The sequence below is a fragment of the Burkholderia sp. M6-3 genome, from assembly GCF_050858985.1.
GTDB classification, from domain to species: domain Bacteria; phylum Pseudomonadota; class Gammaproteobacteria; order Burkholderiales; family Burkholderiaceae; genus Paraburkholderia; species Paraburkholderia caledonica.
The window spans coordinates 669,580-693,419 of record NZ_CP110091.1; the positions used below are offsets into that span (position 1 = coordinate 669,580).

Genomic DNA, 23,840 nt, shown 5'->3' on the forward strand with positions numbered 1-23,840 from the left:
ATTGAGCGTTGAGAGTATGAGCTGCAAACGTTTGCGCGATTGCCGTCGCGTTTGCCCTGATTAAAGATTGGGATGGGCTTGTCGTTATCTAGTGCAATATGTCAGACCGTCGAACTGACTCGTGCTTGAAGAAGGCACGCGCTGGACCAAAAAGCTCATCGGGGGTACCAATCTTGAACCAACAACGCACGCCATGGACGCGCACGGCGGCTCCGGGGGAAGTCATCTATTCAGAAGGCTTCCTGGGCGACGCAGTGATCTACGTCATTGCAGATGGCAAAGTCGAAATCTCCACCCAGTGCGACGAAAAAAAGGTCATTCTGGCTACGCTCGGCAAGGGCGAATTTTTCGGGGAAGCGGCGTTGTTGCCGCCCGAACCCCGAGCACACACGGCGAAGGCACTGAGCTTCTGCCAACTTACCGCCATCGCGGGCGGCATTGTCGAAGAAGAACTCGAGCGCGTCTCGCCGCTGCTGCGCCATATCGTGCGCACGATGATCCGTCGCGTCAAAAAGAAAGACGACATTCTCGCGACCAATACACATGCCGATTTTCTACCCGGCGTCCTTTCCTACGCGCACGTTCTTTCGTTGATGGCCGGAGCCGAGCCGAACGACAGATTCGATGGACGCGCGCGCCGTCCTCAAAACGAGGAAATCTCGATTCCGCTTTCCGAAGTCATCAAGAAATGCAACGCGATAGCGGGCCACTCGCGTCCGCATGTGATGGCAATGCTCAAGCGCATGGAGAAGCTCAATCTCGTATCCATCGAAGGGGGACGCTCAGAGCGGCTGAACAATACGTCTGGGCGCTATTCGGCAAGTGACGGCGCGGCGGGCCGGCAGCTCGTCACGTTCGACGCAGTGAAAATCACTGAACGCGCGCAGCAGGTGGCGGACCACGATCTGGATGTATCGATCAGCAGCGAACTCGAACTGATCGAACTGGACGACCTGGAAGCCTTGATCGGCGTCGATCGGAAAGTGATTCTGAACAAGCTCTCTCACGCGGAGATCGCCGAGGACATCTTCGCGTTCCGCAAGACCAAGGTACTCAACTACGTCGAGGAAAAAGGTCTCAGTTACTTTTCGCGCCGCAACGCGCGTGGCGCAGGCGAGTTGAAATCGCTCGACGATCTGGAGTTTGTCGATCAGCGCACGTTGTTCGAAGCGGTGAGTGCGTTCGATACCTATGACCTCGCGAAACTGCTGTCCGCGTCGGAGGGACAGCCGATCGACGAGCGCCTGCAATCGGTGATGACGGAAGCCCGCAAGAAAGAGGTGTCGTGGGTCATGCGTCGAGAGATCAAGATCGACCCGGTCGAGATCATCGAAATCGAGCAGCGGTTCCTCGATACGGTGCGAGCGCTGAAGTCACCCGTGGCGAATACTGCTCCGGCTGAGTCCTGATGCCTGCGGCGCCCAGTCCGCAATACCGGGCGCGACGTTTGAACGTTTAACTGTAATTCGCAGGCTACTGCAGCCGGTCGCGAGGACGTATGGATCTTTTGACGATATTTGGCGTAGTGTTCGGCCTGACGGCGATCGTCGCGGGCTTCTCGCTCGAGGGCGGCAACTTCACGTCGCTCTTTCAACTGGAGGCGTTTGTCATCGTGCTTGGCGGCACCTTCGGGGCCGTGATGATCCAGAACACGTGGGCCCGCTTCTATGACGGCGTAAAGCAATTGCGCTTTGCTTTTGTCAAGGCGCGGCAAGTGGATCGCGAGAGCCTTTCCGTTCTGCTCGAATGGGGCGATCAGGCAAAACTCAATGGCATGCTGGTATTCGAGTCGATCGACGCAAACGGGATTAGCCCGTTTGCCAAGCGAGGTCTTGAGCTGCTGGCAAATGGTGTGTCGACCGCAGTGCTCGAAGATGCGTTGCAACGCGAGGTCGATGCCTATGAGCGCAATCACATGGCGGCCGCGCGAATCTGGCAGCAGGCGGGCGGTTATGCGCCGACGTTTGGCATTCTGGGCGCGGTGCTGGGGCTCATTCAGGTGACGGGCCATATGCTGGAACCGTCGCAACTGGGGCAGGGCATTGCGGTCGCGTTTGTCGCAACGCTGTATGGCCTGGCCGTAGCCAACCTCGTGTTTCTGCCGCTATACGGGAAGATCCGCGCTCAGGTGGACAGCGAATTGCGTTTCAGGCGTTTGTACCTCGACGGCCTACTCGCCATCTCGCGAAAGGAATCGCCGCACACCATCGAAACGCGTCTGGCTGGAGACGTGCGCGAACGATCCGCCGAACTGCTCGGCTAATGGCTCGGCAATGCCTGAGCATCAATTCATAGCGGACTCGCGTGTATGAGCACATCGACTGGCAGCAAGCGTCTTCCGACGGACAAGACAGCGCATCAGGACGGTCACGATAACGGCGAGCAGTCGGACCGCTGGCTGCTTTCGTACGCCGATCTGATCACCACGCTGATGGTGCTGTTTCTCGCGCTGTATGTCCTGCAACTCGCGAAGAACAGCGAGCTGCAAATAAAAACGCTGCAACATCACCCGGTGAAGGAGGCTGTCGACGTGCAGCCGCCCATTACCGCAACGGATGCAAAAGAAGCTGCGAAGAAGCAACTTCTCTCGTTGCTGGAGCCTTTGCAGGGCAACCGTCAGATCACGATTTCGCACACGCCTCAAGGCGTTGAAATTGCGATCAACGCGAAAGTACTGTTCAATTCCGGCGACGCTCGCCTTTTGCCCGAATCGTTCGCTGTGCTGGATCAGATCGCCAAGGTGCTGCGTGAGCGCGCGAGAAACAACGTTCTGGTCGAAGGACACACCGACAGTTTGCCAATAGCGACGGCGAAGTACGAATCCAATTGGGAACTGTCTTCCGCTCGTGCGGGCGCTGTCGTGCGCTTCTTCGCTGACAAGGGTATTGAAGCGCACCGTATGGCCGCCATTGGCCGTGCCGACAATTTTCCACTGGTTATCGGCAACGACGCGGCGGCCAATGCTGCGAATCGCCGCGTCACCATACTCGTCGAGTATTGAATGTCACGGTGCGAGCGCAAGGTACTGGTGTAGGGACTGAATCGCGGCCGCGCCTTCCCCGACGGCCGCCGCGACTCTTTTCACCGAACCGCTGCGCACGTCGCCCACTGCGAAAATGCCGGGTCTGCTGGTTTCGAGGAAATGCGCGGGGCGGTCCGAGGTCCACTTGTGAGCGACATCGGGGCCTGTCAGCACAAAGCCATTCTTGTCCAGTTCGACGCAGTCGCCAAGCCATCCGGTACTTGGCTGCGCGCCGAGAAACAGAAACACGTGGCGAATAGCCTTTTCCTCGATTCGCCCCTGCTGGTTCCACTGAATCGACTCGAGATGTTCTTCGCCATTTAGCGCGACGATCTGCGTTCGCACGTGAACCGTGATGTTCGGCGCCGCTTCGATCCGCCGGATCAGGTAGTTGGACATGCTGGCGTTGAGTCCTTCGCCGCGAATTACGATATGCACATGGCGGGCGAATCCGGAGAGAAATACCGCTGCCTGTCCCGCCGAATTGCCTCCGCCGACAATGACGAGTTCTTCATTTCCGCAAAAAGCGGCTTCCATGAACGTTGCGCTGTAATAGACGCCCCGACCCTGGAAATGCTCGAGCCGCTCAAGCTCCGGCTTGCGATAACGCGCGCCTGTTGCGATCACAACGGCGCGGGCATAAACATGCTCGTCGCAATTCAGGCGGATATGGAACGGCTGTCCTTTGTCGCATTCGATATCGAGTGCCTCGATCGGCACACCGACTTCCGCACCGAACTTCCGGCATTGGGACAGGCCGCGTCCGGCGAGTGCCTGGCCGGAGATGCCCGTCGGAAAGCCAAAGTAATTCTCGATCTTCGAGCTGGTGCCCGCCTGGCCACCGGGCGCCTTGGTGTCGAGAACCGCAACCCTCAGTCCTTCCGATGCGGCGTACACGGCCGCTGCGAGACCGGCGGGTCCCGCGCCGACCACCACCACGTCGAATCGCTCGCCATTCAATCTGTCGGGGCTCAGGCCAATCGCGTCCGCCACGGCGCGATTAGTCGGCCGCTTAAGGATAGTGCCCTGCAACGTGACGAGTACCGGAAGATCTTCCTCGGTCGCGCCGTAGCGATCGAGCAGTGCTTTGGCCTCTTCGTGCTCGGCAATGTCGAAATACGCCGACGGTTGCGCGTTGCGGCTCAGGAAATGCCGCAATACGAGTGTCGGAAAAGAGCCGGAACTGCCGATGACGACTACGCCGCCGCTTTGATCCTGAATGTACGCGACGCGGCGCAGGATATAGGCGCGCATGATCGTCTCGCTCAGTTGCGCTTCTGCAACCACGAGTGCGCGCAGTGATTCCTCGTCGATCACGATCACCTCGCAATCGCTCGTTGCGCGTGCCGACGCCACTGCACCGCGCCCAGCCAGCGTGCCGACTTCGCCGGTAAAGCTGCCAGGCCCGTGAGTACCCAGAAAATGCAGGTTTTCGCCGCTGCCGCGCGTCGCCTCGATGGTGCCTGACACGATCGCGAACATCGGAACGTGGCGATCGCCTTCGGTGAACAGTACCTCGCCGGCGCTTAGCTTGCGCCGCTCGCCGTATCTTTCCAGCACCGCAAACTGCGCGTCGTTCAGCCTGGGAAAGATCTGGTGGTGACGGCTGCCGCCTTCCAGCAGACCTTCACGCTTACCAGAAGTTTTGTCGCTCATGAGGTGTCCAATTAGAAAGACGCACGGTGCAGCGCGTCGCTACGCTGCCGGATTGGAACGACGATGCGAATAATCGGCATCATGGGAATGGCGGTGCGCAGCGGCTTACGCTGAGATTGTGCGCCAGAGTCGGTCCGCCAGTAAAGGGCAGCGTCAGGCCGGACAGGGCAAGGCGGCGCATGCACGGGGGTGACAATGGCATACCGCGCGGGGCTGCACACATTCAAGTTCACGCATCTTTTGCCGTTAATAACCAGAGAGAAACAGACAACGAACGGGCTCGAAAAGCATGCGCGATTTCACAGTAAGAAAAAGCTTACTCGCAGTACTGGTCCTGTTTGCCGCGATGATCACGTTTGGCGGCGTGGTGGGTGTCTTCGCGCTCGGCCGCTCGAACGAGAACGCGCAACGGCTCCAGGAGATTGCAACTCAGGAGATACTCGCCAACGACGGCTACAAAGACAGCACCCGTACCCGGGCAGCTCTCACTCGCGCGTACGCGGCGCTGAAGGAGCGCAACGATCTCGCCACTCGCGATTCTGCACTCGCTAGCGCGCAGCGAACCCTCGATCGCGCGGACGCCGAAACGCGTGCTTTTGCGGCGGCGTCCCGATTCGTGGGACAGGACGATGCGCTGAAACAGCAGCTTGTCGACTCTTCGAATGCGCTGGCCGCAACACTGAAGAAGTCGTTCGACGCACTCCAGCGTGGCGACACCGACGCCTACGTTGCAATCAACGACCGCGACATTACGCTTGCCGGTCAGGTCTATTCGGCGAACGTGGAGAAGTTTCAGAACCTTGCTGGCGCGTTGGCGAAGGAGTCCGCGGCGAGAAACGAACGGGAATACGGCTGGATCGTCACGATGGTCGTCACGGGCGTCGCACTTGCCCTCGCATTGATCGTTGCGACGCACTTCGCGTTGCGTAAGATCGTGATCAACCCGTTACAGCAGGCGTCGAAACTGCTCGACCGGATTGCCGGCAATGATTTGACCACCTCTATTCCTGAAGGCAGCAAGAGCGAAATCGGCCAGTTGTTCATGTCGATGTCGCGCATGCAGGCCGGGCTCGCGCAAACGGTGTCGAACGTCCGTGTCAATTGCGAGGCGATTCACGGCGGCGCGCGCGAGATTGCTGCGGGCAACCTCGACTTGTCGAGCCGCACCGAGGAGCAGTCGGCATCGCTCGAAGAAACGGCGGCGAGCATGGAGGAGCTGACCTCCACCGTGAAGCAGAACGCGGATAACGCTCGCCAGGCGAGCACGCTTGCGGCAAGCGCTGCCGACGTGGCGCAGCGTGGCGGCGACGTCGTGCAGCGCGCGGTGCAGACGATGACCGCCATCACCGCTAGCTCGCAGAAGATCGCGGAGATTACCGGCATGATCGACAGCATCGCGTTTCAGACCAACATTCTGGCGCTCAATGCCGCTGTGGAATCGGCGCGGGCCGGCGAGCAGGGTCGCGGCTTCGCTGTCGTTGCCGGCGAAGTGCGCACGCTCGCTCAGCGCAGCGCGAGTGCCGCGCAGGAAATCAAGTCGCTCATTTCCGCTTCGGTAGATGACGTGCGGCACGGTAATGAACTCGTCACGCAGGCCGGCCACACGATGACCGAAATCGTCGGAGCGGTTCAAGGTGTGGCGACCATCATGGCGGAGATCACGTCGGCAACCGTCGAGCAAACCGCTGGCATCGAGCAGGTTGGCAAGGCCGTGAGCCAGATGGACCAGGTGACGCAACAGAACGCGGCCCTCGTTGAAGAGGCTGCAGCTGCAGCGAGTGCTCTCGAGCATCAGGCCCAGTCGATGACCGATGCAGTGTCGGCATTCCGCCTCCGCTAACCCAGGTTGATGTTCGTATCCACTCGATCGGAAAATAAAAACATGGGCGTTAAAGCCGTCTCGCGTGTATTCGCAATTCTGTTAGCCGGTGTAACGATGTCCGCCGCTACACATGCCGCCACTTACGCGTACGTGTCCAACGCGGACAGTCAGGACATTTCGGTGTTCAGCCTCGATGCAGCGAATGGCGCACTGAAGCCAGTGGAGACGGTGGGGCTCGCCGGCACCGTCATGCCAATGGCTTTGTCGCCGAACCACTTGCGGCTTTACGCCGGTGTGCGTTCGAAACCTTATCGCGTGGTGAGCTTCGCAATCAATCCGCTCAACGGCCGCCTCAGCGAACTGGGCAAGGCGCCGCTCGCGGAAAGCATGGCCTACGTGTCCACCGATTCGAGCGGCCGTTACCTGTTCTCTGCTTCTTACGGCGGCAATCTGCTGGCCGTGAACAGCATCGACTCGAATGGTGTGGCGCAAGACGTTCAGCAGATCATAAAAACAGGCCCAATGGCGCATGCTATTCGCAACGCGCCGGATAACCGTTATGTATTCGCGTCGGTGCTCGGCTCCGACGCCTGGTTGCGCCTGAAGTTCGATCCGTCGAAGGGTTCACTGACCGAAGACGGCGCGCCTGCGTATTCGCTTGCCGCCAAATCGGGACCACGTCATTTCGTGTTCTCGCCGGATCACCGGTTTGTTTATCTGATCGATGAACTCGACGGCAAGCTGCACGTGCTCGCATTCGACAATCAGCGTGATTCGGCTAAGCCGGTGCAGACCATTTCCATTCTGCCGCCCAATTTTTCCGGCGATAAGCCATGGGGCGCCGATGTTCACATCACGCCGGATGGCCGCTTCGTGTACGCGTCGGAACGCACTTCGAGCACGCTCGCTGCTTATCGCGTGGAGCGGGCGTCGGGCAAGCTGACACGTATCGGCACTTACGCCACCGAAAAACAGCCGCGCGGCTTCAACGTCGATCCGTCGGGCAATTATCTGCTCGCGGTCGGACAGTTGTCGACGAGCCTGAGCGCATACAGGATCGACCGGAAGACCGGTGCATTGAGCGCGCTGGGGCAATACCCGGTGGGCAAGGGCGCGAACTGGATCGAGATAGTGCAGTTCGACGGTTCGAACGCCGAGTAGATATCACGGCGAGCTGCGACCGCTCGCAGCCGCCGATGCAAAACCACGTCGGCGGCCGCGGCTAACGCGGGCATGCTCCTTTACTCGATCCCTTCGTGTTTCAACGCGAGTTGTACCGCAGGCCGCGTCCGCATGCGTTCTGCAAAGTCCGCGAGTTTTTGCGGCACTTCGATGTTCGCTTGTTTGGCCCACAGAAGCATTGTGAACAGGTACGCGTCCGCGACGCTTGCTTCTGCACCGAACAGATAGTCGCCCTTCAGCATGGTCGAAACGAGCTGGAAACGCTGGCCCAGCTTCTCCCGCGCGGCACTTGCTTCTTCATTCGACGCGGGTTTGAATACGCGGCCGAATTGCTTGTGCAACTCTGTTGAAATGAAAGCCAGCATCTCGACCAAACGTGTCGCGCCTAGCTCGCCCGACGGTGACAGTGACGGCTTGCGTTGTGCGACCCATGACAGGATTGCGACGTTCTCCGTGAGCCGTTGACCGTCGTCGAACTCCAATGTCGGGACATAGCTCTTTGGGTTAATTTCGTTGAAATTTTGACCCGTCTCCGTTGTTTTCGTTTTCAGGTCGACGCGCACGCGGTCGAAATCCATACCTGCTTCGTGCATCGCAATGTGATCGGCCAGACTGCACGCGCCCGGTGAGTAATAGAGCTTCATGATGCGGTCCTCCATATAGTTTAGTTGGCGATCTCTTCAGGGCAGCATTCGGCATGCCCTACAAAATGGCCGCTATGTCATTTCGTAGGGCATGTCATGGCTAACTGGCCAGCGTCGCACGCTTACTCGTCGTGGTGACCCGGAAGCACTGCGCCAAGCACCTGCTTTGCGGTCTGCACAATCACATTGCCTTCGTCCGGGTCGCCCTTCAGCAAGGTCGATGCAAATGCCTTGGCCTGTGCCAGCGTGATGTGCGGCGGCAACGGCGCAATGTTCGGATCGGCCTTCACCTCGATCACGACGGGGCGATCCGCGGCCAGCGCTGTGTCCCACGCGGCGCCCATCTGCTCTGCGTCGTCGACATAAATGCCTTTCAGGCCAATCAACTCCGCGAACTTGTGATACGGCACGGAGGGAATGTCCTGTGATGCCTCGAATTTCGGATCGCCCTCCATTACACGCTGTTCCCACGTCACCTGATTCAGATCCTGGTTGTTCAGCACCATGCAGATCCAGCGCGGATCGGCCCAGCCTTTCCAGTACTTCGAAACGGTAATGAGTTCGGCCATGTTGCTCATTTGCATCGCGCCGTCGCCGACAAGAGCGATCACTGGGCGCTCGGGATAAGCGAACTTCGCAGCGATCGCATACGGCACGGCCGCGCCCATTGACGCAAGACCTCCCGACAGCGAGCACATCATGCCGCGTTGCACTTTCAGATCGCGTGCGTACCAGTTCGCGCAGGAGCCCGAATCGCTCGTCACAATGGCATTCGACGGGACACGCGGCGACAGTTCCCACACGGTGCGTTGCGGATTGACCGCGTTCTTGCCCGGCTCGTGTGCGCGCTTGTCGAGCGTCTTCCACCAGTCGGCAGTCCAGCCTTCAATCGTTTTGCGCCACGCGCGATCCTGCTTGTGTTCGAGCAACGGCAGCAGCGCGCGCAGCGTTTCCACGCTATCGCCGACAAGATTCACTTCCATCGGATAACGCAGGCTCAGCATGTCGGCCTTGAGGTCGATCTGCACACCGCGCGCCGCACCTTCTTTCGGCAGGAACTCTGAATATGGGAAGCCCGAGCCGATCATCAGCAACGTATCGCACTCGGTCATGAGGTCGTAGCTTGGCTTGGTGCCGAGTAGACCGATGGAGCCGGTGACCCACGGCAAATCGTCGGGCAGAGCCGCTTTGCCGAGCAGAGCCTTCGCGACACCTGCGCCCAACTTCTCAGCGACGGCGATGACTTCATCGGTCGCGTGCAATGCGCCGGCGCCGACGAGTATCGCGACTTTCTTGCCGGCGTTGAGCACGTCCGCGGCCTGTTGCAGATCTTCCGCTTGTGGGACGAGACGCGGCGCGCGATAGCCGACACCCGAATGCAAAGTGCCATGCTTGCGCGCGGGCGGCTCGTAAGGCAAGTCCTGCAAGTCGTTCGGCAAAACGAGCGCGGTCACCTTGCGCTCGGAAAGTGCGGTACGTATCGCGCGATCCACGAGATGGCGCACTTGCGCGGGCACCGTGGCCTGCTGGACGAACGCGCCTGCGACATCTTTGAACAGCGAGACGAGATCGACTTCCTGCTGATAATGACCGCCGAGTGCTGAACGTGCCTGTTGACCCGTTATCGCCAGCACTGGCATGTGATCCATTCGGGCGTCGTAGAGTCCTGTAACAAGGTGCGATGCGCCGGGTCCGGACGTCGCGATGCAAACTCCGAGTTCGCCGGTGAATTTGGCATGGGCCGATGCCATGAAGGCCGCCATTTCCTCATGACGAACCTGAATGAATTCGATCGGCTCCGGTTGACCTGTGGTCTTGCGATGTTTTTTGGCCTCCGTTTGTGCCCGATTCAGCGCGCCGAATACGCCATTGATGCCGTCGCCAGGGTAACCAAAGATACGGCGCACGCCCCACGCCTGTAGTCGCTCGATAATAAAGTCGCCGACGGTGATGGACATGGATAGCTCCTCACAAAAGTATTCATGATGTAGATCCAGACGGAGTTGCAAAGCGCGTTCCGCGTTCTTTCATGCAGAAAGAATCACCATGCCATGCAGATCTAGTGGGCTCGCTTTTTGCTGCGCTGCTATGCACACGTGCTGCGCGAACGAGGCACAAGGGATCGCTATGAGCAAAGTTGTTGTCGTGACCGGAGCGGGCGCCGGAGTTGGACGCGCGGCTGCAGAGGAGTTTGCGCGGCACGGCTACGATGTCGCACTGTTATCGCGCGACCCGGCGCGGCTCGCGCGCGCCGCCGACGAGATCCAGCGTGCATATGGCGTGCGCGCGCTGGCGATTCCAACGGATGTCGCCGATGCAGAGCGCGTAGAAGAAGCCGCCTCGCGGACGGAGGCGGAACTCGGTCCTATCCACGTATGGGTCAACGTTGCAATGGCCACCGTCTTTGCACCCGTGTCGAAACTTACCGCTCAGGAATTCGAGCGAGGAACCCAGGTAACCTATCTCGGCCAGGTGCATGGCACGATGGCCGCGCTGTCGCGGATGCGTACGCGCAATCGCGGCACTATCGTCAACGTGGGTTCCGCGCTTGGGTATCGCTCGGTGCCGCTGCAGTCGATTTATTGCGGAGCGAAGTTCGCGGTGCGCGGCTTCACCGACGCGCTGCGTTCGGAGATCATTCACGACCGGCTCAATGTGCATTTGACCATGGTCGATCTACCGGCACTGAATACGCCGCAGTTCGACTGGGCGCTCAACAAGATGGGCAGGAAGGCAAAACCGGTCGCGCCTATTTTCCAGCCGGAAGTAGCCGCACGTGCCATCTATTTCGCCGCAACGCATAAACGACGCCAGGTATGGGTGGGCTTTCCGACGGCCAAAGCAATTCTTGCAAACCGCATCGCGCCCGGATTGCTCGACAGATATCTGGCAAATGCGGGCTACGAGGGACAACTGACCGACGAACCGCTCAGCCCCGACGCGCCCAGCAATCTCTTCGATCCAGTACCCGGCGATTTTGGCGCGCACGGACGTTTTGACCGCGAGTCGAAACCGGCAAGCCGCGAAATGTTAGCGGTTCGCCACCGCGGCGTTTTATGCGCTTTGGCCAGTATCGGGATCGCTGGCGGCATCGGTTTGCTGATCAGAAAGAGCCGAGGCGCATAACGCGCACGCGTGCAGCGGTGCTCCTTGCCGCGCTGGGAGACGTGAATAGCCTGGATCGGTAACAATACGCATATCTCCGGCTGTCTCGACCTGTTACCCCATCGCCTTTAGGAAAGCCATGTCCCAACCGCTCACAATTGATTTCGTCTCCGATATCGCATGCCCTTGGTGCGCCATCGGCCTTTCCTCACTGCAGCTCGCGTTGGCGCGCCTGGGAGATGCCGTGGATGCACAGATCGTCGTACACCCGTTCGAACTGAACCCGCAGATGGGTCCCGAGGGCGAGGCGATCGTCGACTATCTGGGCAAGAAGTATGGGCGCACGCCCGAGCAGATTGTGCAGACGCAGGAAATGATTCGCGAGCGCGGCGCAAGCGTCGGCTTCAACTTCGGACCGCGCACTTATGTCTATAACACTTTCGATGCGCACCGCCTTTTGCATTGGGCCGGTCTTGAAGGCAAGCAGTTGCCGCTCAAGCTTGAATTGCTGCGCGCTTATCATTCCGAGGGCCGCGACCCGAGCAACCATGACGTGCTCGTCGCAGCAGCTCAGGCGGTGGGACTGGACGCCGATGCAGCGCGCAACGTGCTGCAAAGCGGCGACTACGCCGACGAGGTCCGCGCGGAAGAACAGGAATTCCAGTCGCATGGCATCCAGTCGGTACCTGCGATCATCTTCAATCGCCGCTACCTGGTGAGCGGCGGCCAACCTGTCGAGACCTTCGAGCAGGTCATCCAGCAGATTCTCGCCGAGGCGTAAGCCGGCACTCCCGAATTGAAATGGCCGCATGCAGTCATGCGCGCTGTGACGCAAACGAAGTACCGCTGGAGGCAATCGTCGATGATCACAAAGCGGATCGCTGCCGCGTTGTTCGGCTTCGTGCTGATGGCGCTTGCCTGCGCGTGCCATGCGCAATACACGACCGACTGGCTCGCCAATACCTACGGCACGCTCGCGGCGCACGTCGGCAACGGCGCGCGCTCGATGTGGGTTGCGCCCGAAGGGGTGATTTATACGTCGTCGCTGTGGGACGAGAACGAGGGCGGTGTGGCGATCTATCAGAATGGCCAGAGCATCGGCTCGATCGGCACTCACGCGGACTTTCAGGGCAGCGCGATAACAGGTAATGCGACGTCGATCTTTACGGCATTGCAGTACAACAGGTCGTTTGGCAGCGGCTCCGTGGGGCGCTATAACCGCGCGACGAAAGCGCTCGAACTTCGTATTCCCGTCAGCGTGTGGACCGGCATACCTCACGCCGATGTCATCACCGGGCTCGCCACGGCAGGCACGCTGCTTTATGTCAGCGACTTTTATGGTAACCGTGTCCGCGTCTATACAACCGACGGCGTCTGGCAGCAAGACATTAGCGTAGCCGCTCCAGGCGCGCTTGCGCTCGATAGCGCGGGCAATTTGTGGGTTGCGCGAAAAAGTGCAGGCGTCGTAGCCGAATTCAGTGCGGGCGGTGCGCCTTTGAGTACGATCCAGATGCCTGCTGCATCGCGGCCGTCGGCACTTTATTTCGATGTGTCGACGGGACAACTCATGATCGGCGACGAAGGGCCCGACATGAACATCAAGATCTACAACGTTGCGGGCACGCCGACATTAGCCGGCACGTTCGGCATTCAGGGCGGCTATCTGGACACGACGACGGGAATCAAAGGACAGGTTGGCGATAAGCGCTTCACGCGTGTGGCGGGCATTGGCAAAGACGCAGCCGGTACTCTCTATGTGCTGAACAATCCGTGGGGCGGCGGCTGGGACCTTGGCCGCAACGGCCCGACGGATCTGCATGCATACGACGGGGGCGGCAATCTGAAATGGAAACTGCAGGCACTGAACTTTGAGGCCGTCGCGGCGCCCGATCCCACGACAGACGGCGCCTGGTTTTACAGCGGTGCGCACATTTATACGGGCGGCGCGGGCGGCACCTTCGTTGCGAATACCGTCGATCCGTTCACCTATCCTTCAGACCCGCGACTGAACATTAACGACACCCAGCGCGGGCAGCACTTCGGTCAACTCGTCAGCGTGGGCGGAAACCGTATTCTGGTTGCGTCAGGTCAGAATCCCGATACATTCAACTTCTATCATTTCAACGCGGCGAGCGGCTACATTGCAATACCGGACGGATCGATTCCGGGGACTGCGTTCAACACGACGGTGAAGATAACCGGGGGCTTTTGCATCGATAGCCGTGGCGATGTGTGGGCCGGTCTCGACAGGACCAATCATATCTATCACTACCCGCTCACAGGTTTCGACGGAAACGGCAAACCGTTGTGGGGACCGGCAATCACAATTTCCATTCCGCTCAGTATCCGGCCGTTGACGCGCATCATCTATCTGCCGGAGAGCGACACGATGATTCTCGCGCAAGGCGTTGCGGGGAGTTGGGACTGGACGGCGATTCAATCGCGCATCGAGGTTTACCACGGCTGGAGTGCGGGCAATACCACGCGGCCGCAGCCGGTGATCAAACTCACCGGTGCCAATCCGAAGTCGATTACTGCAGCGGGCAATTATCTTTTCGTCGGGTACGTGCATACGGTGCCGAACATCGACGCTTTCAATCTCACCACCGGCCAACTCGACACCACGCTAATCAACAACAGTCCCGGTACGGTGGATGTCGGCAACGACGTCGATTCGATGTACGGGCTTCGCGCATTTGTGCGAGCGAGCGGTGAGTACGTGGTCACAAAAGACAACTACAACGGATCGAGCATTATCGTTTACCGCTGGACCCCGTGAGCGGGCGCGATGCAACGGGGCTATCGGATAAGATACGGCCCTCGTGGCAATTTCCCTGCTTAAAAGGAGTGGTTTCAGTGATTCAGGCGAGTAACGTATTCAAGGAGAACCTTGCGCAAATGCCCGCGATCGACGGTATCGCACGCATCGATCTGATCGACGCGCAAGACGCGGTGGTGGCAAGCATCGAGAACAAGCCGGGCAAGCAGGGCTCGCTCGCGGTGTACAACTATTTGCAGCAGACCTTCGGCACGCTCGACGCCAAAGCGGCCGAGCATGGTCTCGCGGTGTTTGGCGAACATACCGCTGACGCGCGCAACCGGCCAGGCGCGCATCCGAATGTCGATCATCTTCTCGCGATTGCAGCAGGCGCGCCGGCATTGCGTATCGACGTTATTCAGGCGGGCTGAACCGCTTGCGGTGCGCTTGAAAGTATTTCGGGCGCACAGTGCTACCGCTCCACCGACTCATATGGTGTAGCTCGCTTGCGCCGCGAAGCACGTCCGAATAGTACGCGGTCGCCGAGCCACACTACGATCAGCGTGGCGCCCATCAACGGAAAGACGATGCCCAGCATGATGAGGCCGGTCTTCCAGCCGCGCATCGGCGGTGCGGCTCTTTCCCGCGAAGGCGCTCCGAGCGAGCGCTGGGGCCTGCGCTTCCACCACATCACGCAGCCGGTTACGGCCATCATCGCAAGACCGAGCGAGATCGTGGCGCACAAGATCTGATTGGCAACGCCGAAATAGCGGCCCATATGCAATGACGTGCCGTAGGAAACCGCTTTCGATACTGCTCCGTAGTCCGAATAGCGAATCTCCTTGAGCACGGTGCCGCTGTACTGGTCGATATAGATTGTCCGTTCCTTTTGCGGATCGGCCGGGAAGTAGGAGACGGTGTACACGCCCGTTGCCGAGGTGGGCAATGCGATGTTGTAGCCGCTCGTCACGCCGAGCGCCGCCGCTTGCGAGACGATGCGCCCGAGCGGTAGCGGGGGCGTTGTTCCTTCATTGGCGGAAGCGGGCACAGGCGCATTGCCGACGGCCCACGGCGTTTGCGGCAACGGCAAGTCGTCCATGACCATGCCGGGCATCGAGTCATCCTGCGCGGCCTGTGTGTCGTGGCCGGCGTGTCCGGCGTGCGTTGCACGAGCTTTTGTTTCCGTCGTGTTTGCCGTCGTGTTTGCCGTCGTGTTTGCCGACGTGTTGGCCGTCACGTCGCCGCGCGCCGCGACGGGCAGCACGGAGCGCAACGGCAAGCCGCCCCAGGTGCCGGGCGGCGCGCCTAGATTGGCGGCGCTCGCGAGTGCCTTGAACTGCTTGCCCCACGAGCCGGACCACGGAAGACCCGTCAGCACGAATGCCAGCGTGCCGAGTGCGAGCCAGATGCCCATCACCGCGTGAACGCTTTTCCATAACGGACGGCCTTTCAGTGTGAGGCGCGGAACCAGCGCATCGCGTGCCCGCGTCGCTCCACGCGGCCACCACAGCGCAACGCCAGTGCCGATCATCACGAGAGTCCAGCATGCGGCGAGTTCCATCAGCAACTCGCCCGGCTTGCCCAGCAACAGCTTGCGATGGAGCATGCGGTCGATCTGCATGAAGCGATTTTCGACGCTCAACGTGCCGAGTACTTCTGCGTTATACGGATTCACATACACGCTTTGCTTTTCCCCATCCGCGAGACGGAAGATGAATTCCATGCTGCGCTCAGGCGTATCCGGGATAACGGTAGTCACGGCAACGGAACCTGTCGGCATCGCAGCCCGCGCTCGCGCAAGCAGTACGTCGGCTGGCATACGCGGTGCCGTTCGAGATTCGACGACGAGAAGCTGCGGATAAAGCAGCGGTTCAATCTGCGGTTGAAAGCAGTACAGCGTGCCTGTTATTGCCAGCACGACGAGGAACGGCATCACGAACAGTCCGGCATAGAAATGCCATCGCCATAGCGTGCGATAGCCGTTGCTGTTGGTCATGGTGCGCGATGCAGCATTTTGCTGAATGGTGGTGGACATGAAATCCTCCTGCAAAAATGATCTGGTTCTTCCTGATTTGCACGGCGCCACGCATTACATGCGCAGCTTTGCTTCCACGTAGAAGGTGCGGCCCGGATACGGGTGATAGACGTAGTACCGCTCATCGAAAATGTTATCTACGCCAATGCCCACTTCGCTGAGCTTCGTGGGCTTGAAGGTGAACTTGGCGTCTGCCACTGCATATGAGCTTGTGCCGCCAAACACGTCCGGATTCGTGTCGGTGTTAGTGAGCGTGTTGTACTGGCGGCCTGAATAGCGTGCGGCAAGCGTCAATGCCGAATGCTCGTCGAAGCGATAGGTCGCTGCAATGTTCGCGCGCCACAATGGAATGCGATAAAAGTACTTGCCGACGCTTGCGGGGTTTTGCGTGTTGGCGAGAATCTTCGACTGCGTATAAGCGACACTCGCAAGCAGATCCAGTCCCCGCATGAATACGTTCTCGCCTGCATAACTCGTTTCGACGCCTCGCGAGCGCACCTTGCCGATGTTCTGGAAGTTCGTCACGTTTGGAATCACGGTCGTATCCGTCTGGCTGAAGATCGTGTTCTTCACGTCGTCCTGAAACAGCGAGAAGCGGAAAATGCCATTCCAGTGCGCCCATTCGGCTGTCAGTTCTTTCGAGAGATCGTCTTCCGGTTTGAGGTTCGGATTGTTATTGACGATTGACGAGCCATTGATTTGCCCCTGGAATAATTCGCTGACGGTTGGGAAGCGATACGCGCGGCCAATCGATGCACGCAATGTCAGCTCGTCGCTCACGTCGAACGATAGAGAAGCCTTCGGCGAAAAGTGCCGCTGATTTGCGTCGCTCAGCGCGATCGTGGTACCGGGCAGGGACTGCGATCCGTCGTATGCATGCCAGTCTTCGTAGCGTATGCCGTACACGAATCTCCAGCGCGGCAGGAAGCGCCATGCATCCTGTGCGTACAGCGCCTGAGTTTGCGTCTTGCCGGCGAACGAGTTGGCAAACGTAGCGGCTGCGCCGTCGCGCCAGTTGAGCGTCGAATAGCTTTCGTTGTCGAGAAAGTAATCGTCGTAGTGATAGCCGAAGCTCAGCGCGTGATTGGCCAGTCCCGCCTGCGTCGATGCCGGTGTGTAGGTGGTGCGCAGATCGAGCGTTTTCCAGCCCGTACCATCGCCGAAAGTGACGGTGCCCGCGCCATTGCCGGGCGCTCCGGAATTGGCGAGACGCGCGACGCTATCGCCCACGTCGTAATACGATGCGATCACCTCGCCATTCCAGCCCGTCGCATGGCGCGTTTTCAACGACACGCCGTATAGCCAGTTCTCGCTATGTCCGAGGCTCGGTGCAAACGCGGCTGCTGGAACGGTGTACTCGTATCCGTCAATGGCTACCTTTCCGCTGTACACAGGGTTGCCGTTTGCGTCGCGCAGAAAGCTCGACGTCTGACTGTTATACGTTTGATGCCAATAGCCCAGCGTGAAACCGCCTTGCAGTGTCGGCGTGAAGTCGTACTGCATCTTCAGCTTGAACTGGTCTTGCACCGTGTGTTCAATGCCTTCGCCGTTAATGCCGAGTATGGCCGTCGGTGTATTGGTCTGGTTGTTGTAGAAGTAGGCGCCGGTCACGGGCGTGTCGCCGGCTCTCGCAGGCGTGCCCGATTTGGCGAGTGTTGCGAATTGCAGCGGCTGACTCGTGTTTTCCAGGTGGTTCACGCCCAGCGAATAAGAGAACTTGCCGATCCGGTCGCCTAGCGAAGCACTCGCTTCACTGCCGTTGAAATTGCGATTCACGCCGTAGAGACTGAAATGCTGGGTGAATGCTTTTACGTCGGCCTCGGCTTCGAACTTCTTCGGCATGCGCGTGCTGATCAGCACCGTTGCACCGAGCGAATTGCCCGGATAGAGCGCGGAATAGGGGCCGTAAATGACGTCGACTCGCTGGATCTCGTCGGGAGAGACCATCGACCAGCGCGGTGGAAAAGAATAGCTGTTGCCGAGCAGATTGCTGAGCAGCAGGCCGTCCGCATAGACGAGACCGCGTGCGCTCTGTGTGTTGCTTGTCCCGCGCACGGCGATGATCGAATTCAGATCGCCGATAAAGCGCTTACGGACCGCAAGGTTCGGCATGTACTTCAACACGTCTTCGGTGTTGACGACATTCCAATTGGAGAATTGATCGCGCGTAACCGTTTCGACTGTGGCGGGCAGATCCGGGTCGAGTGCTCGCGTTGCGGCGGTCGGATCAGCGGCGCTATTCGCGCTCACGCTTACGGTGGGCAGCGTGGTTTCGGCGCTGGCTGTGTCGGCACGAGCGGGCGACGCTGACAACGCCGCAAACCCTGCCAGGCCCGTCACAGCAGCCCGGAAGAATGCGTGCAAATACGACGCAAATGAAGCGCAATGCAATCGCGCGAATGTGAAAACCCGAAAGGTGCGGACGGCACGAGTGGCGACGCCGGCACCACGCTCGAAGCGGACGCGAGCGGGCAACCTTCGCAGCGCGAAGATGAACATGACAGTTTCCTTGATGCATTGAACGGACGATCGCGCGCGCCGTCGACGAATGCGACGAGTGCGGTCAATGCGCGATCAGGAACAACGACAATCAGGAAACGACAGGGGGTGCTCTTGGGCGCCCGGACGGAAACGCGCCGAGCGGTGTAAAGCGGGTGGAGAGAACAGGCGGTGCAGTGCCCGTAACCATAACGGCTAGTGGCGCGGGCGTTGTGGCAACTGTAGGCATTGCCACGTGATGTTGCAGGAGATGGCAGTACCCGCAAGCGCCGAAGGCGTCGTCGTGACTGAGATGCACCGCCATTGCATCGGCATGGGCTGCCTGATCCGCCGCGCCGGGCTGGACCGTTTGCAGCGCCGAACACAACGCGGCGATCGGCTCCTGCGCGCGGTTGGACGCCAGTACCTGACTCACGGCGGGCGCAAACACGACGAGCCACATGGCGATGAGGCCAAGCCAGGCGGTCAGACGGTTGCGGGAACGTGGAGTCATGGCGATGAGCAAGGAAACGCGGGCGATTCTAGCATTGCACGCCGTTTTTTTCTGCCTGATCCTGGCTATAGCTGTGGATTGACGGTGTAAAACCGCTCATTTCGCGCCGTTACAATCGCGCCGCATCGCTTAATCTGCGTGCTACATGTTCGCTTTCGTGCAACATGCGCGACTCCGTGCGCGAATGCCAGACCGCAACGTAACCCGACTCATGACTCTCACGCAGACGCTCGCCTCTTCTATTACGGAACTGAACCAGCAGGCGATGGCGCTTTATTCCGCGGATCAATTCGCTGCGGCATTATCGACCGTCATGCCGGTGATCGAGCGGGACGAAAGCGCGCTGGACGACGCTACGATTCACGCAATGGCCGACGCGCTCAACCTTGCGGGCGCTTCTTCGTGCCGTCTAGGCTCGCCGGACGACGCCGAGCGTTATTGGCGCCGTTGTTTGCGCATGACGCCCGGCTACGTCGAGGTATATGAAAGCCTCGGCGCGCTGCTGAAAGCGCGTGAACGTCTCTCCGCGGCAAAGGCAATCTACCGGCAACTGATCGTTCTGCAGCCCGGACATGCGGATGCCCACAATCAGCTAGGCGCAGTACTTTATGCACAGGGCTATCACGAGGATGCGGAAGCGTCGTACCGCAGGGCGCTCGTGCTACGCCCGGATCACGCAGAAGCGCACTACAACCACGGCGTCGTCCTGCACGCACTGCAACGCCTGGACGAGGCCGAAGCCGCTTATCGCGAGACGCTCGTCCGATTGCCGGCGCACGCGGAAGCACACAACAACCTGGGCAACGTATTGATGGACCTTGGCCAGGTTGCGCAAGCGGACGCTGCTTATCGCGAGGCGCTCACGATCAGGCCGCAATATCCGGAGGCATTGAATAATCTTGCGGGCGCGCTCAAGGCCGCGCAGCGCCTGACCGAGGCAGAACTTGCGTGCCGGCTTGCGTTGACCATGCGGCCCGATTACGCGGAAGCCCACGTGAATCTCGGAGCCACGTTGACCGATCTGCAGCGGCTGCCCGAGGCGGAGGCGGCATACCGCAAGGCAATCGCGCTTCGTGCCGATTACGCCGAGGCGTACTACAACCTCGGCATTACACTCTTCAAGCTCGAACGTCTGACCGAGGCCGCAGAGGCTTACCGCGAAGCGGTTCGCCTGCGGCCCGGCATCGCGCCCGCGCACAACAATCTCGGCTGCGTGCTGCGCCTGCTCGATCGCTTGCCTGAAGCTGTTGAGTGCTTCGAGCAGGCTCTGTGCGTTCATCCCGATCTCGCGGAAGCGCATTACAACCTCGGTGCTACGCTCGCGCAGCTGAAGCGCTTGCCCGAAGCAGAGAGTGCGTACCGTCGCGCGCTTGAACTACGTGCCGATTACGGCGAAGCGCGCTTCGGGCTAGCCACGTTGTTACTCGGCATGGGGCGTTTCGACGAAGGGTGGCGGCTATACGAATGCCGTTATCGACTAACCGGTTTCGTGCATCGGCACACTGCTCAGAGACTGAGTTGCCCGCAGTGGCAGGGCGACGCACTGTCGGGGCGTTCGCTGCTCGTCTGGCAGGAAGACGGTCTCGGCGATATGCTGCACTTCAGCCGTTATTTCGCCTTGCTCAAGGCGCAGGGCGCAGCGCATATCGCGTTCGCGTGCGCGCCTGCGCTGCATAGGCTGATGGCTTGCGTAGACGGCGTTGATGCCGTACTCGACCACGACACCGCCGTCGCGCGCGCCTCCGCTTACGACTGCTGGACGAGTCTGCTGAGTGCGCCGCTGCATCTGCGAACGGCTGTCGACACCATCCCGCGACCGGTCCGGCTTGCGGTGGAACCGTCGCTCGTCGAACAGTGGCGGACCGTTATCGACGCACTGCCGCCGGGTCGCAGGATCGGCCTCGTATGGAAGGGCAACGCGAAGCATCATAACGACGCGAACCGCTCGATTCCGTCACTCGCGACGCTTGCGCCGCTGTGGAGCGTAGACGGCGTGAGTTTCGTGAGTCTGCAAAAGGGGCAGGGCGAGGACGAAGCACGAAATCCGCCTGCCGGTCACCCGTTGCTTCATCTCGGCTCGATGGTGACCGATCTGGCCGACAGCGCTGCGATCGTCGGGCAACTCGATCTGGTGATTTGCGTGGATACGTCGATCGCGCATCTCGCTGCGTCGCTCGGCAAACCTTGCTGGGTGATTCTGCCGCAAAAAGATGTCGACTGGCGCTGGATGCACGACCGTAGCGATTCGCCGTGGTATCCGCACACGGTGCGGTTATTTCGCCGCGAGCGAGGGGAGCAGTGGGCGGTGGTCGTCGAAAGGGTGAGGCAGGCGTGCGTGGCGCGGTTCGGCGTGCGTAGTTAGCAAGAAGCGGCGCAAGCGCGCCTCGACTCGCTGGCAATACGGCTCTAAGCCGCGACTACTTCGCTCGCTTTGGCTTTGGCTTTTTGCTGGACGTGTTCAACGCGATTGCGGCTCGAATGAGGGACTTGAACGCATCCGCATCAAGTTCTTCTCCCTCATGAATATCGATTGCGCGCCGCACGTTTCCGTCGAGGCTCGAGTTGAACAGCTTCGCCGGGTCATCCAACGATGCGCCCTTCGCGAAGGTCAGTTTCACGACCGACTTGTAAGACTCGCCCGTGCAGATGATTCCGTCATGCGACCACACGGGCGTGCCCATCCACTTCCACTCTTCCACCACATCCGGATCAGCCTCTTTGATGAGCTTGCGCATTGTGCTCAAGGTAGTCCCGCGCCAGTCTCCGAGGTCCGCGATTCTTTTGTCGATCAGTTCGGAGGCAGGCTGGGTTTCTGTGGAAGCGGAGCGGTTCATATCGTTCTCCTCGGCTTTCCGGTTCAAAGGTCGAACTGCGTTGCGTATTCGGTGTTCAGGCGCGGCCACTCGAATTTCATTGCTTCGCCGGCGACGATACGTCCAATGGGATCGTCGGCAAGGAAATGGTCGAGTACGTCCAGGCAGATATGCCAGCCGGCCGCACCCATCGATATGAAGTTGCGATCGATGTTGTGCCATAGCGTGAGACGCGTGCCGTCGCCGAGCGCTTCGAGTTGCCAGCGAAGATCGTTCTCGCCCCAGCGATACTCCAGAAGGTTGGGCGCGTCGGCGCGTGTCACCTGAGTCTCGGACACTTGCGGTGTGGGCGTGCCCACCGTGGAGAGCTTCACTGGTCCGACCGAGGCGAGGCTGTGGTCCGCGTCGAACGGTGCCCATTCGCGCAGGCTGGCGGGATCCGTCAGCGCTTGCCACACTTTGTCCGGCGAATGGCGCAACTCACGCACGAGGACGAGTGTCCATCTGTCTCCGTCTTTCTGAACTGTGGCTCCGGCGGCAGGACCGGGCCGGTAAGACTCGCGATTGCTCATCGTTTCTTCTCCTTGCGGGGCGGTGCGGGATGGGTCTGATCGAGATGACGCTCGAGCGCGTCGAGATGAACCGACCAGAAACGGCGAAACGGAGCGAGCCAGGCGTCGATTTCCATAAGCGGCTCGGGCTTGATCCGATACACACGCCGCTGCGCCTCGACACGCGACTCAACGAAGCCGGCGTCGCGAAGCACTCGCAAATGCTTTGACACAGAGGGTTGCGAGAGCTTGAGCTGTTCCTCGATATCACCCACGGATTGCTCCGAAGAGGCAAGAAGACTGAGGATAGCGCGGCGGCTCGGCTCGGCGATGACAGCAAATGTTGAGTCCATAGTGCTTATATACCTCGTGAAGTATATAAATGTCAAGCCGCGAGGCATGACGAAACACGGTTGCCTTACGGTCGTGATTGCGGCCTTGCTTGCAGCTTTTTAGTACCCGCCCCGCGCGCTGACGTGCGATCCCGCAGTGTTCTTATACGATGCCGCCAGATCTGCCGCCGCGCGGCTCAGTAAACCGGTATCCGTTCCGACCGCGACGAACGTCGCGCCGGCCGCAAGGTATTCGTCGGCGATCGCCCGATCCGGCGCCAGTACACCCGCTGCCTTGCCCGCGCGCCGTACACTTTCGATGCCGCCGCGAATCGCCTCGCGCACGCTGGTCTCGCCGGGTTGGCCGAGCAGGCCCATTGACGCACTCAGATCCGCGGGTCCGAAAAACACGCCATCCACGCCGTCGACAGCGGCAATTGCCGTCAGGTTGTTCATGCCTTCCACGGTCTCCACCTGCACCAGTACACAGAGTTCGTCCGCGGCGCGGTTCAGGTAGTCGGGGATGCGGTTCCATCGCGACGCGCGCGCCAATGCACTGCCCACGCCGCGAATGCCCTGCGGCGGATAACGTGTTGCCGCCACCGCGTCGGCCGCCTGGGCGGCGGTGTCGATCATCGGCAGTAGTAACGTCTGCGCGCCGATGTCGAGCAGTTGCTTGATCAACGCGCTATCGCTTCGCACAGGACGTACCACCGGATGCGACGCATAAGCCGCTACCGCCTGCAACTGCGCGAGCGTGCTGCGCACGTCGTTCGGTGCGTGCTCGTTGTCGATCAGGAGCCAGTCGAAACCGGCAGTGGCGAGCAACTCGGTCACGTAGGCGTCGGCCAGCGCCGCCCACAAGCCGAATTGCGGCGTGCCTTCACGCAGTGCGCGTTTGAATGTGTTCTGCGGCAAGGACATGTGC

20 protein-coding genes are annotated in these 23,840 nt (G+C 60.1%); 10 read left to right on the plus strand and 10 right to left on the minus strand.

The features are described 5' to 3' along the window. Nucleotides 1–173 precede the first annotated feature (173 nt). The 3 genes from OH764_RS20300 to OH764_RS20310 all read left to right on the plus strand — a co-directional run bounded on the left by OH764_RS20300 (nt 174) and on the right by OH764_RS20310 (nt 3,001). Entirely contained in the window at nt 174–1,409 is a 1,236-nt protein-coding gene (locus OH764_RS20300; RefSeq protein ID WP_408418571.1) for a Crp/Fnr family transcriptional regulator, read from the plus strand. Nucleotides 1,410–1,498: 89 nt separating this feature from the next. After that, nucleotides 1,499–2,263, plus strand: coding sequence for a flagellar motor protein (locus OH764_RS20305; protein ID WP_020068275.1), 765 nt, complete (start codon nt 1,499–1,501; stop codon nt 2,261–2,263). A gap of 45 nt (nt 2,264–2,308) precedes the next feature. After that, complete coding sequence (locus OH764_RS20310; protein WP_498850508.1) at nt 2,309–3,001, plus strand: OmpA family protein; 693 nt, start codon at nt 2,309–2,311, stop codon at nt 2,999–3,001. Nucleotides 3,002–3,004: 3 nt separating this feature from the next. Here OH764_RS20310 and OH764_RS20315 read toward each other — a convergent pair whose 3' ends face one another. Further along, nucleotides 3,005–4,678 carry an FAD-dependent oxidoreductase gene (locus OH764_RS20315; RefSeq protein WP_498850509.1) on the minus strand — a complete coding sequence of 558 codons (1,674 nt, stop codon included), beginning with the start codon at nt 4,676–4,678 and terminating at the stop codon, nt 3,005–3,007. A gap of 289 nt (nt 4,679–4,967) precedes the next feature. On the opposite strand from OH764_RS20315, the gene OH764_RS20320 reads away from it, so the two are divergent. Further along, complete coding sequence (locus tag OH764_RS20320; protein WP_498850510.1) at nt 4,968–6,518, plus strand: methyl-accepting chemotaxis protein; 1,551 nt, start codon at nt 4,968–4,970, stop codon at nt 6,516–6,518. 42 nt (nt 6,519–6,560) lie between these two features. Beyond that, complete coding sequence (locus tag OH764_RS20325; protein WP_498850511.1) at nt 6,561–7,661, plus strand: lactonase family protein; 1,101 nt, start codon at nt 6,561–6,563, stop codon at nt 7,659–7,661. An 80-nt stretch (nt 7,662–7,741) separates the two neighbouring features. Here the strand turns inward: OH764_RS20325 and OH764_RS20330 are convergent, their stop codons facing one another. Together OH764_RS20330 and OH764_RS20335 are read right to left on the minus strand one after the other, a co-directional pair. Continuing rightward, entirely contained in the window at nt 7,742–8,326 is a 585-nt protein-coding gene (locus tag OH764_RS20330) for a glutathione S-transferase family protein (protein WP_498850512.1), read from the minus strand. Between the two features lie 122 nt (nt 8,327–8,448). Then, nucleotides 8,449–10,284, minus strand: coding sequence for a pyruvate oxidase (locus OH764_RS20335; RefSeq protein ID WP_498850513.1), 1,836 nt, complete (start codon nt 10,282–10,284; stop codon nt 8,449–8,451). A gap of 169 nt (nt 10,285–10,453) precedes the next feature. Here OH764_RS20335 and OH764_RS20340 point away from each other — a divergent pair, with 169 nt between their 5' ends. The 4 genes from OH764_RS20340 to OH764_RS20355 all read left to right on the plus strand — a co-directional run bounded on the left by OH764_RS20340 (nt 10,454) and on the right by OH764_RS20355 (nt 14,620). Continuing rightward, nucleotides 10,454–11,452, plus strand: a complete 999-nt coding sequence (locus OH764_RS20340) for an SDR family oxidoreductase (protein ID WP_498850514.1) — start codon at nt 10,454–10,456, stop codon at nt 11,450–11,452. Nucleotides 11,453–11,570: 118 nt separating this feature from the next. Beyond that, nucleotides 11,571–12,212 (plus strand): DsbA family oxidoreductase, encoded by a 642-nt coding sequence (locus OH764_RS20345; RefSeq protein WP_498850515.1) that lies wholly within the window; start codon nt 11,571–11,573, stop codon nt 12,210–12,212. Between the two features lie 81 nt (nt 12,213–12,293). After that, a complete protein-coding gene (locus tag OH764_RS20350) occupies nt 12,294–14,210 on the plus strand; it encodes an NHL repeat-containing protein (RefSeq protein WP_498850516.1) in 1,917 nt (638 codons plus the stop codon). A gap of 77 nt (nt 14,211–14,287) precedes the next feature. Beyond that, complete coding sequence (locus OH764_RS20355; RefSeq protein ID WP_498850517.1) at nt 14,288–14,620, plus strand: DUF2322 family protein; 333 nt, start codon at nt 14,288–14,290, stop codon at nt 14,618–14,620. 41 nt (nt 14,621–14,661) lie between these two features. On the opposite strand, the gene OH764_RS20360 is transcribed toward OH764_RS20355, so the two are convergent. The 3 genes from OH764_RS20360 to OH764_RS20370 all read right to left on the minus strand — a co-directional run bounded on the left by OH764_RS20360 (nt 14,662) and on the right by OH764_RS20370 (nt 19,216). Beyond that, nucleotides 14,662–16,224 (minus strand): PepSY-associated TM helix domain-containing protein, encoded by a 1,563-nt coding sequence (locus OH764_RS20360; RefSeq protein WP_498850518.1) that lies wholly within the window; start codon nt 16,222–16,224, stop codon nt 14,662–14,664. Nucleotides 16,225–16,278: 54 nt separating this feature from the next. Beyond that, the gene (locus OH764_RS20365) at nt 16,279–18,723 is read right to left on the minus strand and encodes a TonB-dependent receptor (protein WP_498850519.1); all 2,445 of its coding nucleotides are present in this window, start codon (nt 18,721–18,723) and stop codon (nt 16,279–16,281) included. 91 nt (nt 18,724–18,814) lie between these two features. Beyond that, on the minus strand, nt 18,815–19,216 hold the full coding sequence (locus tag OH764_RS20370) for a DUF2946 domain-containing protein (RefSeq protein WP_498850520.1): 402 nt from the start codon (nt 19,214–19,216) through the stop codon (nt 18,815–18,817). A 211-nt stretch (nt 19,217–19,427) separates the two neighbouring features. Here OH764_RS20370 and OH764_RS20375 point away from each other — a divergent pair, with 211 nt between their 5' ends. Then, the gene (locus OH764_RS20375) at nt 19,428–21,578 is read left to right on the plus strand and encodes a tetratricopeptide repeat-containing glycosyltransferase family protein (RefSeq protein ID WP_498850521.1); all 2,151 of its coding nucleotides are present in this window, start codon (nt 19,428–19,430) and stop codon (nt 21,576–21,578) included. A gap of 55 nt (nt 21,579–21,633) precedes the next feature. Here OH764_RS20375 and OH764_RS20380 read toward each other — a convergent pair whose 3' ends face one another. The 4 genes from OH764_RS20380 to hpaI are packed head-to-tail and all read right to left on the minus strand — an operon-like array spanning nt 21,634 to nt 23,836. Further along, nucleotides 21,634–22,050 (minus strand): DUF1801 domain-containing protein, encoded by a 417-nt coding sequence (locus OH764_RS20380; RefSeq protein ID WP_498850522.1) that lies wholly within the window; start codon nt 22,048–22,050, stop codon nt 21,634–21,636. A gap of 23 nt (nt 22,051–22,073) precedes the next feature. Further along, nucleotides 22,074–22,601 carry an SRPBCC family protein gene (locus OH764_RS20385; protein ID WP_498850523.1) on the minus strand — a complete coding sequence of 176 codons (528 nt, stop codon included), beginning with the start codon at nt 22,599–22,601 and terminating at the stop codon, nt 22,074–22,076. Then, on the minus strand, nt 22,598–22,981 hold the full coding sequence (locus OH764_RS20390) for an ArsR/SmtB family transcription factor (RefSeq protein ID WP_498850524.1): 384 nt from the start codon (nt 22,979–22,981) through the stop codon (nt 22,598–22,600). Before OH764_RS20390 ends, OH764_RS20385 begins: the two co-directional genes overlap by 4 nt. 51 nt (nt 22,982–23,032) lie before the next feature. After that, a complete protein-coding gene (gene hpaI / locus OH764_RS20395; protein WP_498850525.1) occupies nt 23,033–23,836 on the minus strand; it encodes an aldolase/citrate lyase/malate synthase family protein in 804 nt (267 codons plus the stop codon). Nucleotides 23,837–23,840 lie beyond the last annotated feature (4 nt).

What these genes read in the sequence shown, in the direction of transcription:
- OH764_RS20350 (WP_498850516.1), top strand. Translation starts at nt 12,294, where the DNA reads ATGATCACAAAGCGGATCGCTGCCGCGTTGTTCGGCTTCGTGCTGATG.
- OH764_RS20340 (WP_498850514.1), top strand. Translation starts at nt 10,454, where the DNA reads ATGAGCAAAGTTGTTGTCGTGACCGGAGCGGGCGCCGGAGTTGGACGC.
- OH764_RS20325 (WP_498850511.1), top strand. Translation starts at nt 6,561, where the DNA reads ATGGGCGTTAAAGCCGTCTCGCGTGTATTCGCAATTCTGTTAGCCGGT.
- OH764_RS20335 (WP_498850513.1), bottom strand. Translation starts at nt 10,284, where the DNA reads ATGTCCATCACCGTCGGCGACTTTATTATCGAGCGACTACAGGCGTGG.
- hpaI (WP_498850525.1), bottom strand. Translation starts at nt 23,836, where the DNA reads ATGTCCTTGCCGCAGAACACATTCAAACGCGCACTGCGTGAAGGCACG.
- OH764_RS20360 (WP_498850518.1), bottom strand. Translation starts at nt 16,224, where the DNA reads ATGTCCACCACCATTCAGCAAAATGCTGCATCGCGCACCATGACCAAC.
- OH764_RS20315 (WP_498850509.1), bottom strand. Translation starts at nt 4,678, where the DNA reads ATGAGCGACAAAACTTCTGGTAAGCGTGAAGGTCTGCTGGAAGGCGGC.
- OH764_RS20385 (WP_498850523.1), bottom strand. Translation starts at nt 22,601, where the DNA reads ATGAGCAATCGCGAGTCTTACCGGCCCGGTCCTGCCGCCGGAGCCACA.
- OH764_RS20390 (WP_498850524.1), bottom strand. Translation starts at nt 22,981, where the DNA reads ATGCCTCGCGGCTTGACATTTATATACTTCACGAGGTATATAAGCACT.
- OH764_RS20305 (WP_020068275.1), top strand. Translation starts at nt 1,499, where the DNA reads ATGGATCTTTTGACGATATTTGGCGTAGTGTTCGGCCTGACGGCGATC.
- OH764_RS20365 (WP_498850519.1), bottom strand. Translation starts at nt 18,723, where the DNA reads ATGTTCATCTTCGCGCTGCGAAGGTTGCCCGCTCGCGTCCGCTTCGAG.
- OH764_RS20320 (WP_498850510.1), top strand. Translation starts at nt 4,968, where the DNA reads ATGCGCGATTTCACAGTAAGAAAAAGCTTACTCGCAGTACTGGTCCTG.
- OH764_RS20375 (WP_498850521.1), top strand. Translation starts at nt 19,428, where the DNA reads ATGACTCTCACGCAGACGCTCGCCTCTTCTATTACGGAACTGAACCAG.
- OH764_RS20380 (WP_498850522.1), bottom strand. Translation starts at nt 22,050, where the DNA reads ATGAACCGCTCCGCTTCCACAGAAACCCAGCCTGCCTCCGAACTGATC.
- OH764_RS20310 (WP_498850508.1), top strand. Translation starts at nt 2,309, where the DNA reads ATGAGCACATCGACTGGCAGCAAGCGTCTTCCGACGGACAAGACAGCG.
- OH764_RS20345 (WP_498850515.1), top strand. Translation starts at nt 11,571, where the DNA reads ATGTCCCAACCGCTCACAATTGATTTCGTCTCCGATATCGCATGCCCT.
- OH764_RS20330 (WP_498850512.1), bottom strand. Translation starts at nt 8,326, where the DNA reads ATGAAGCTCTATTACTCACCGGGCGCGTGCAGTCTGGCCGATCACATT.
- OH764_RS20370 (WP_498850520.1), bottom strand. Translation starts at nt 19,216, where the DNA reads ATGACTCCACGTTCCCGCAACCGTCTGACCGCCTGGCTTGGCCTCATC.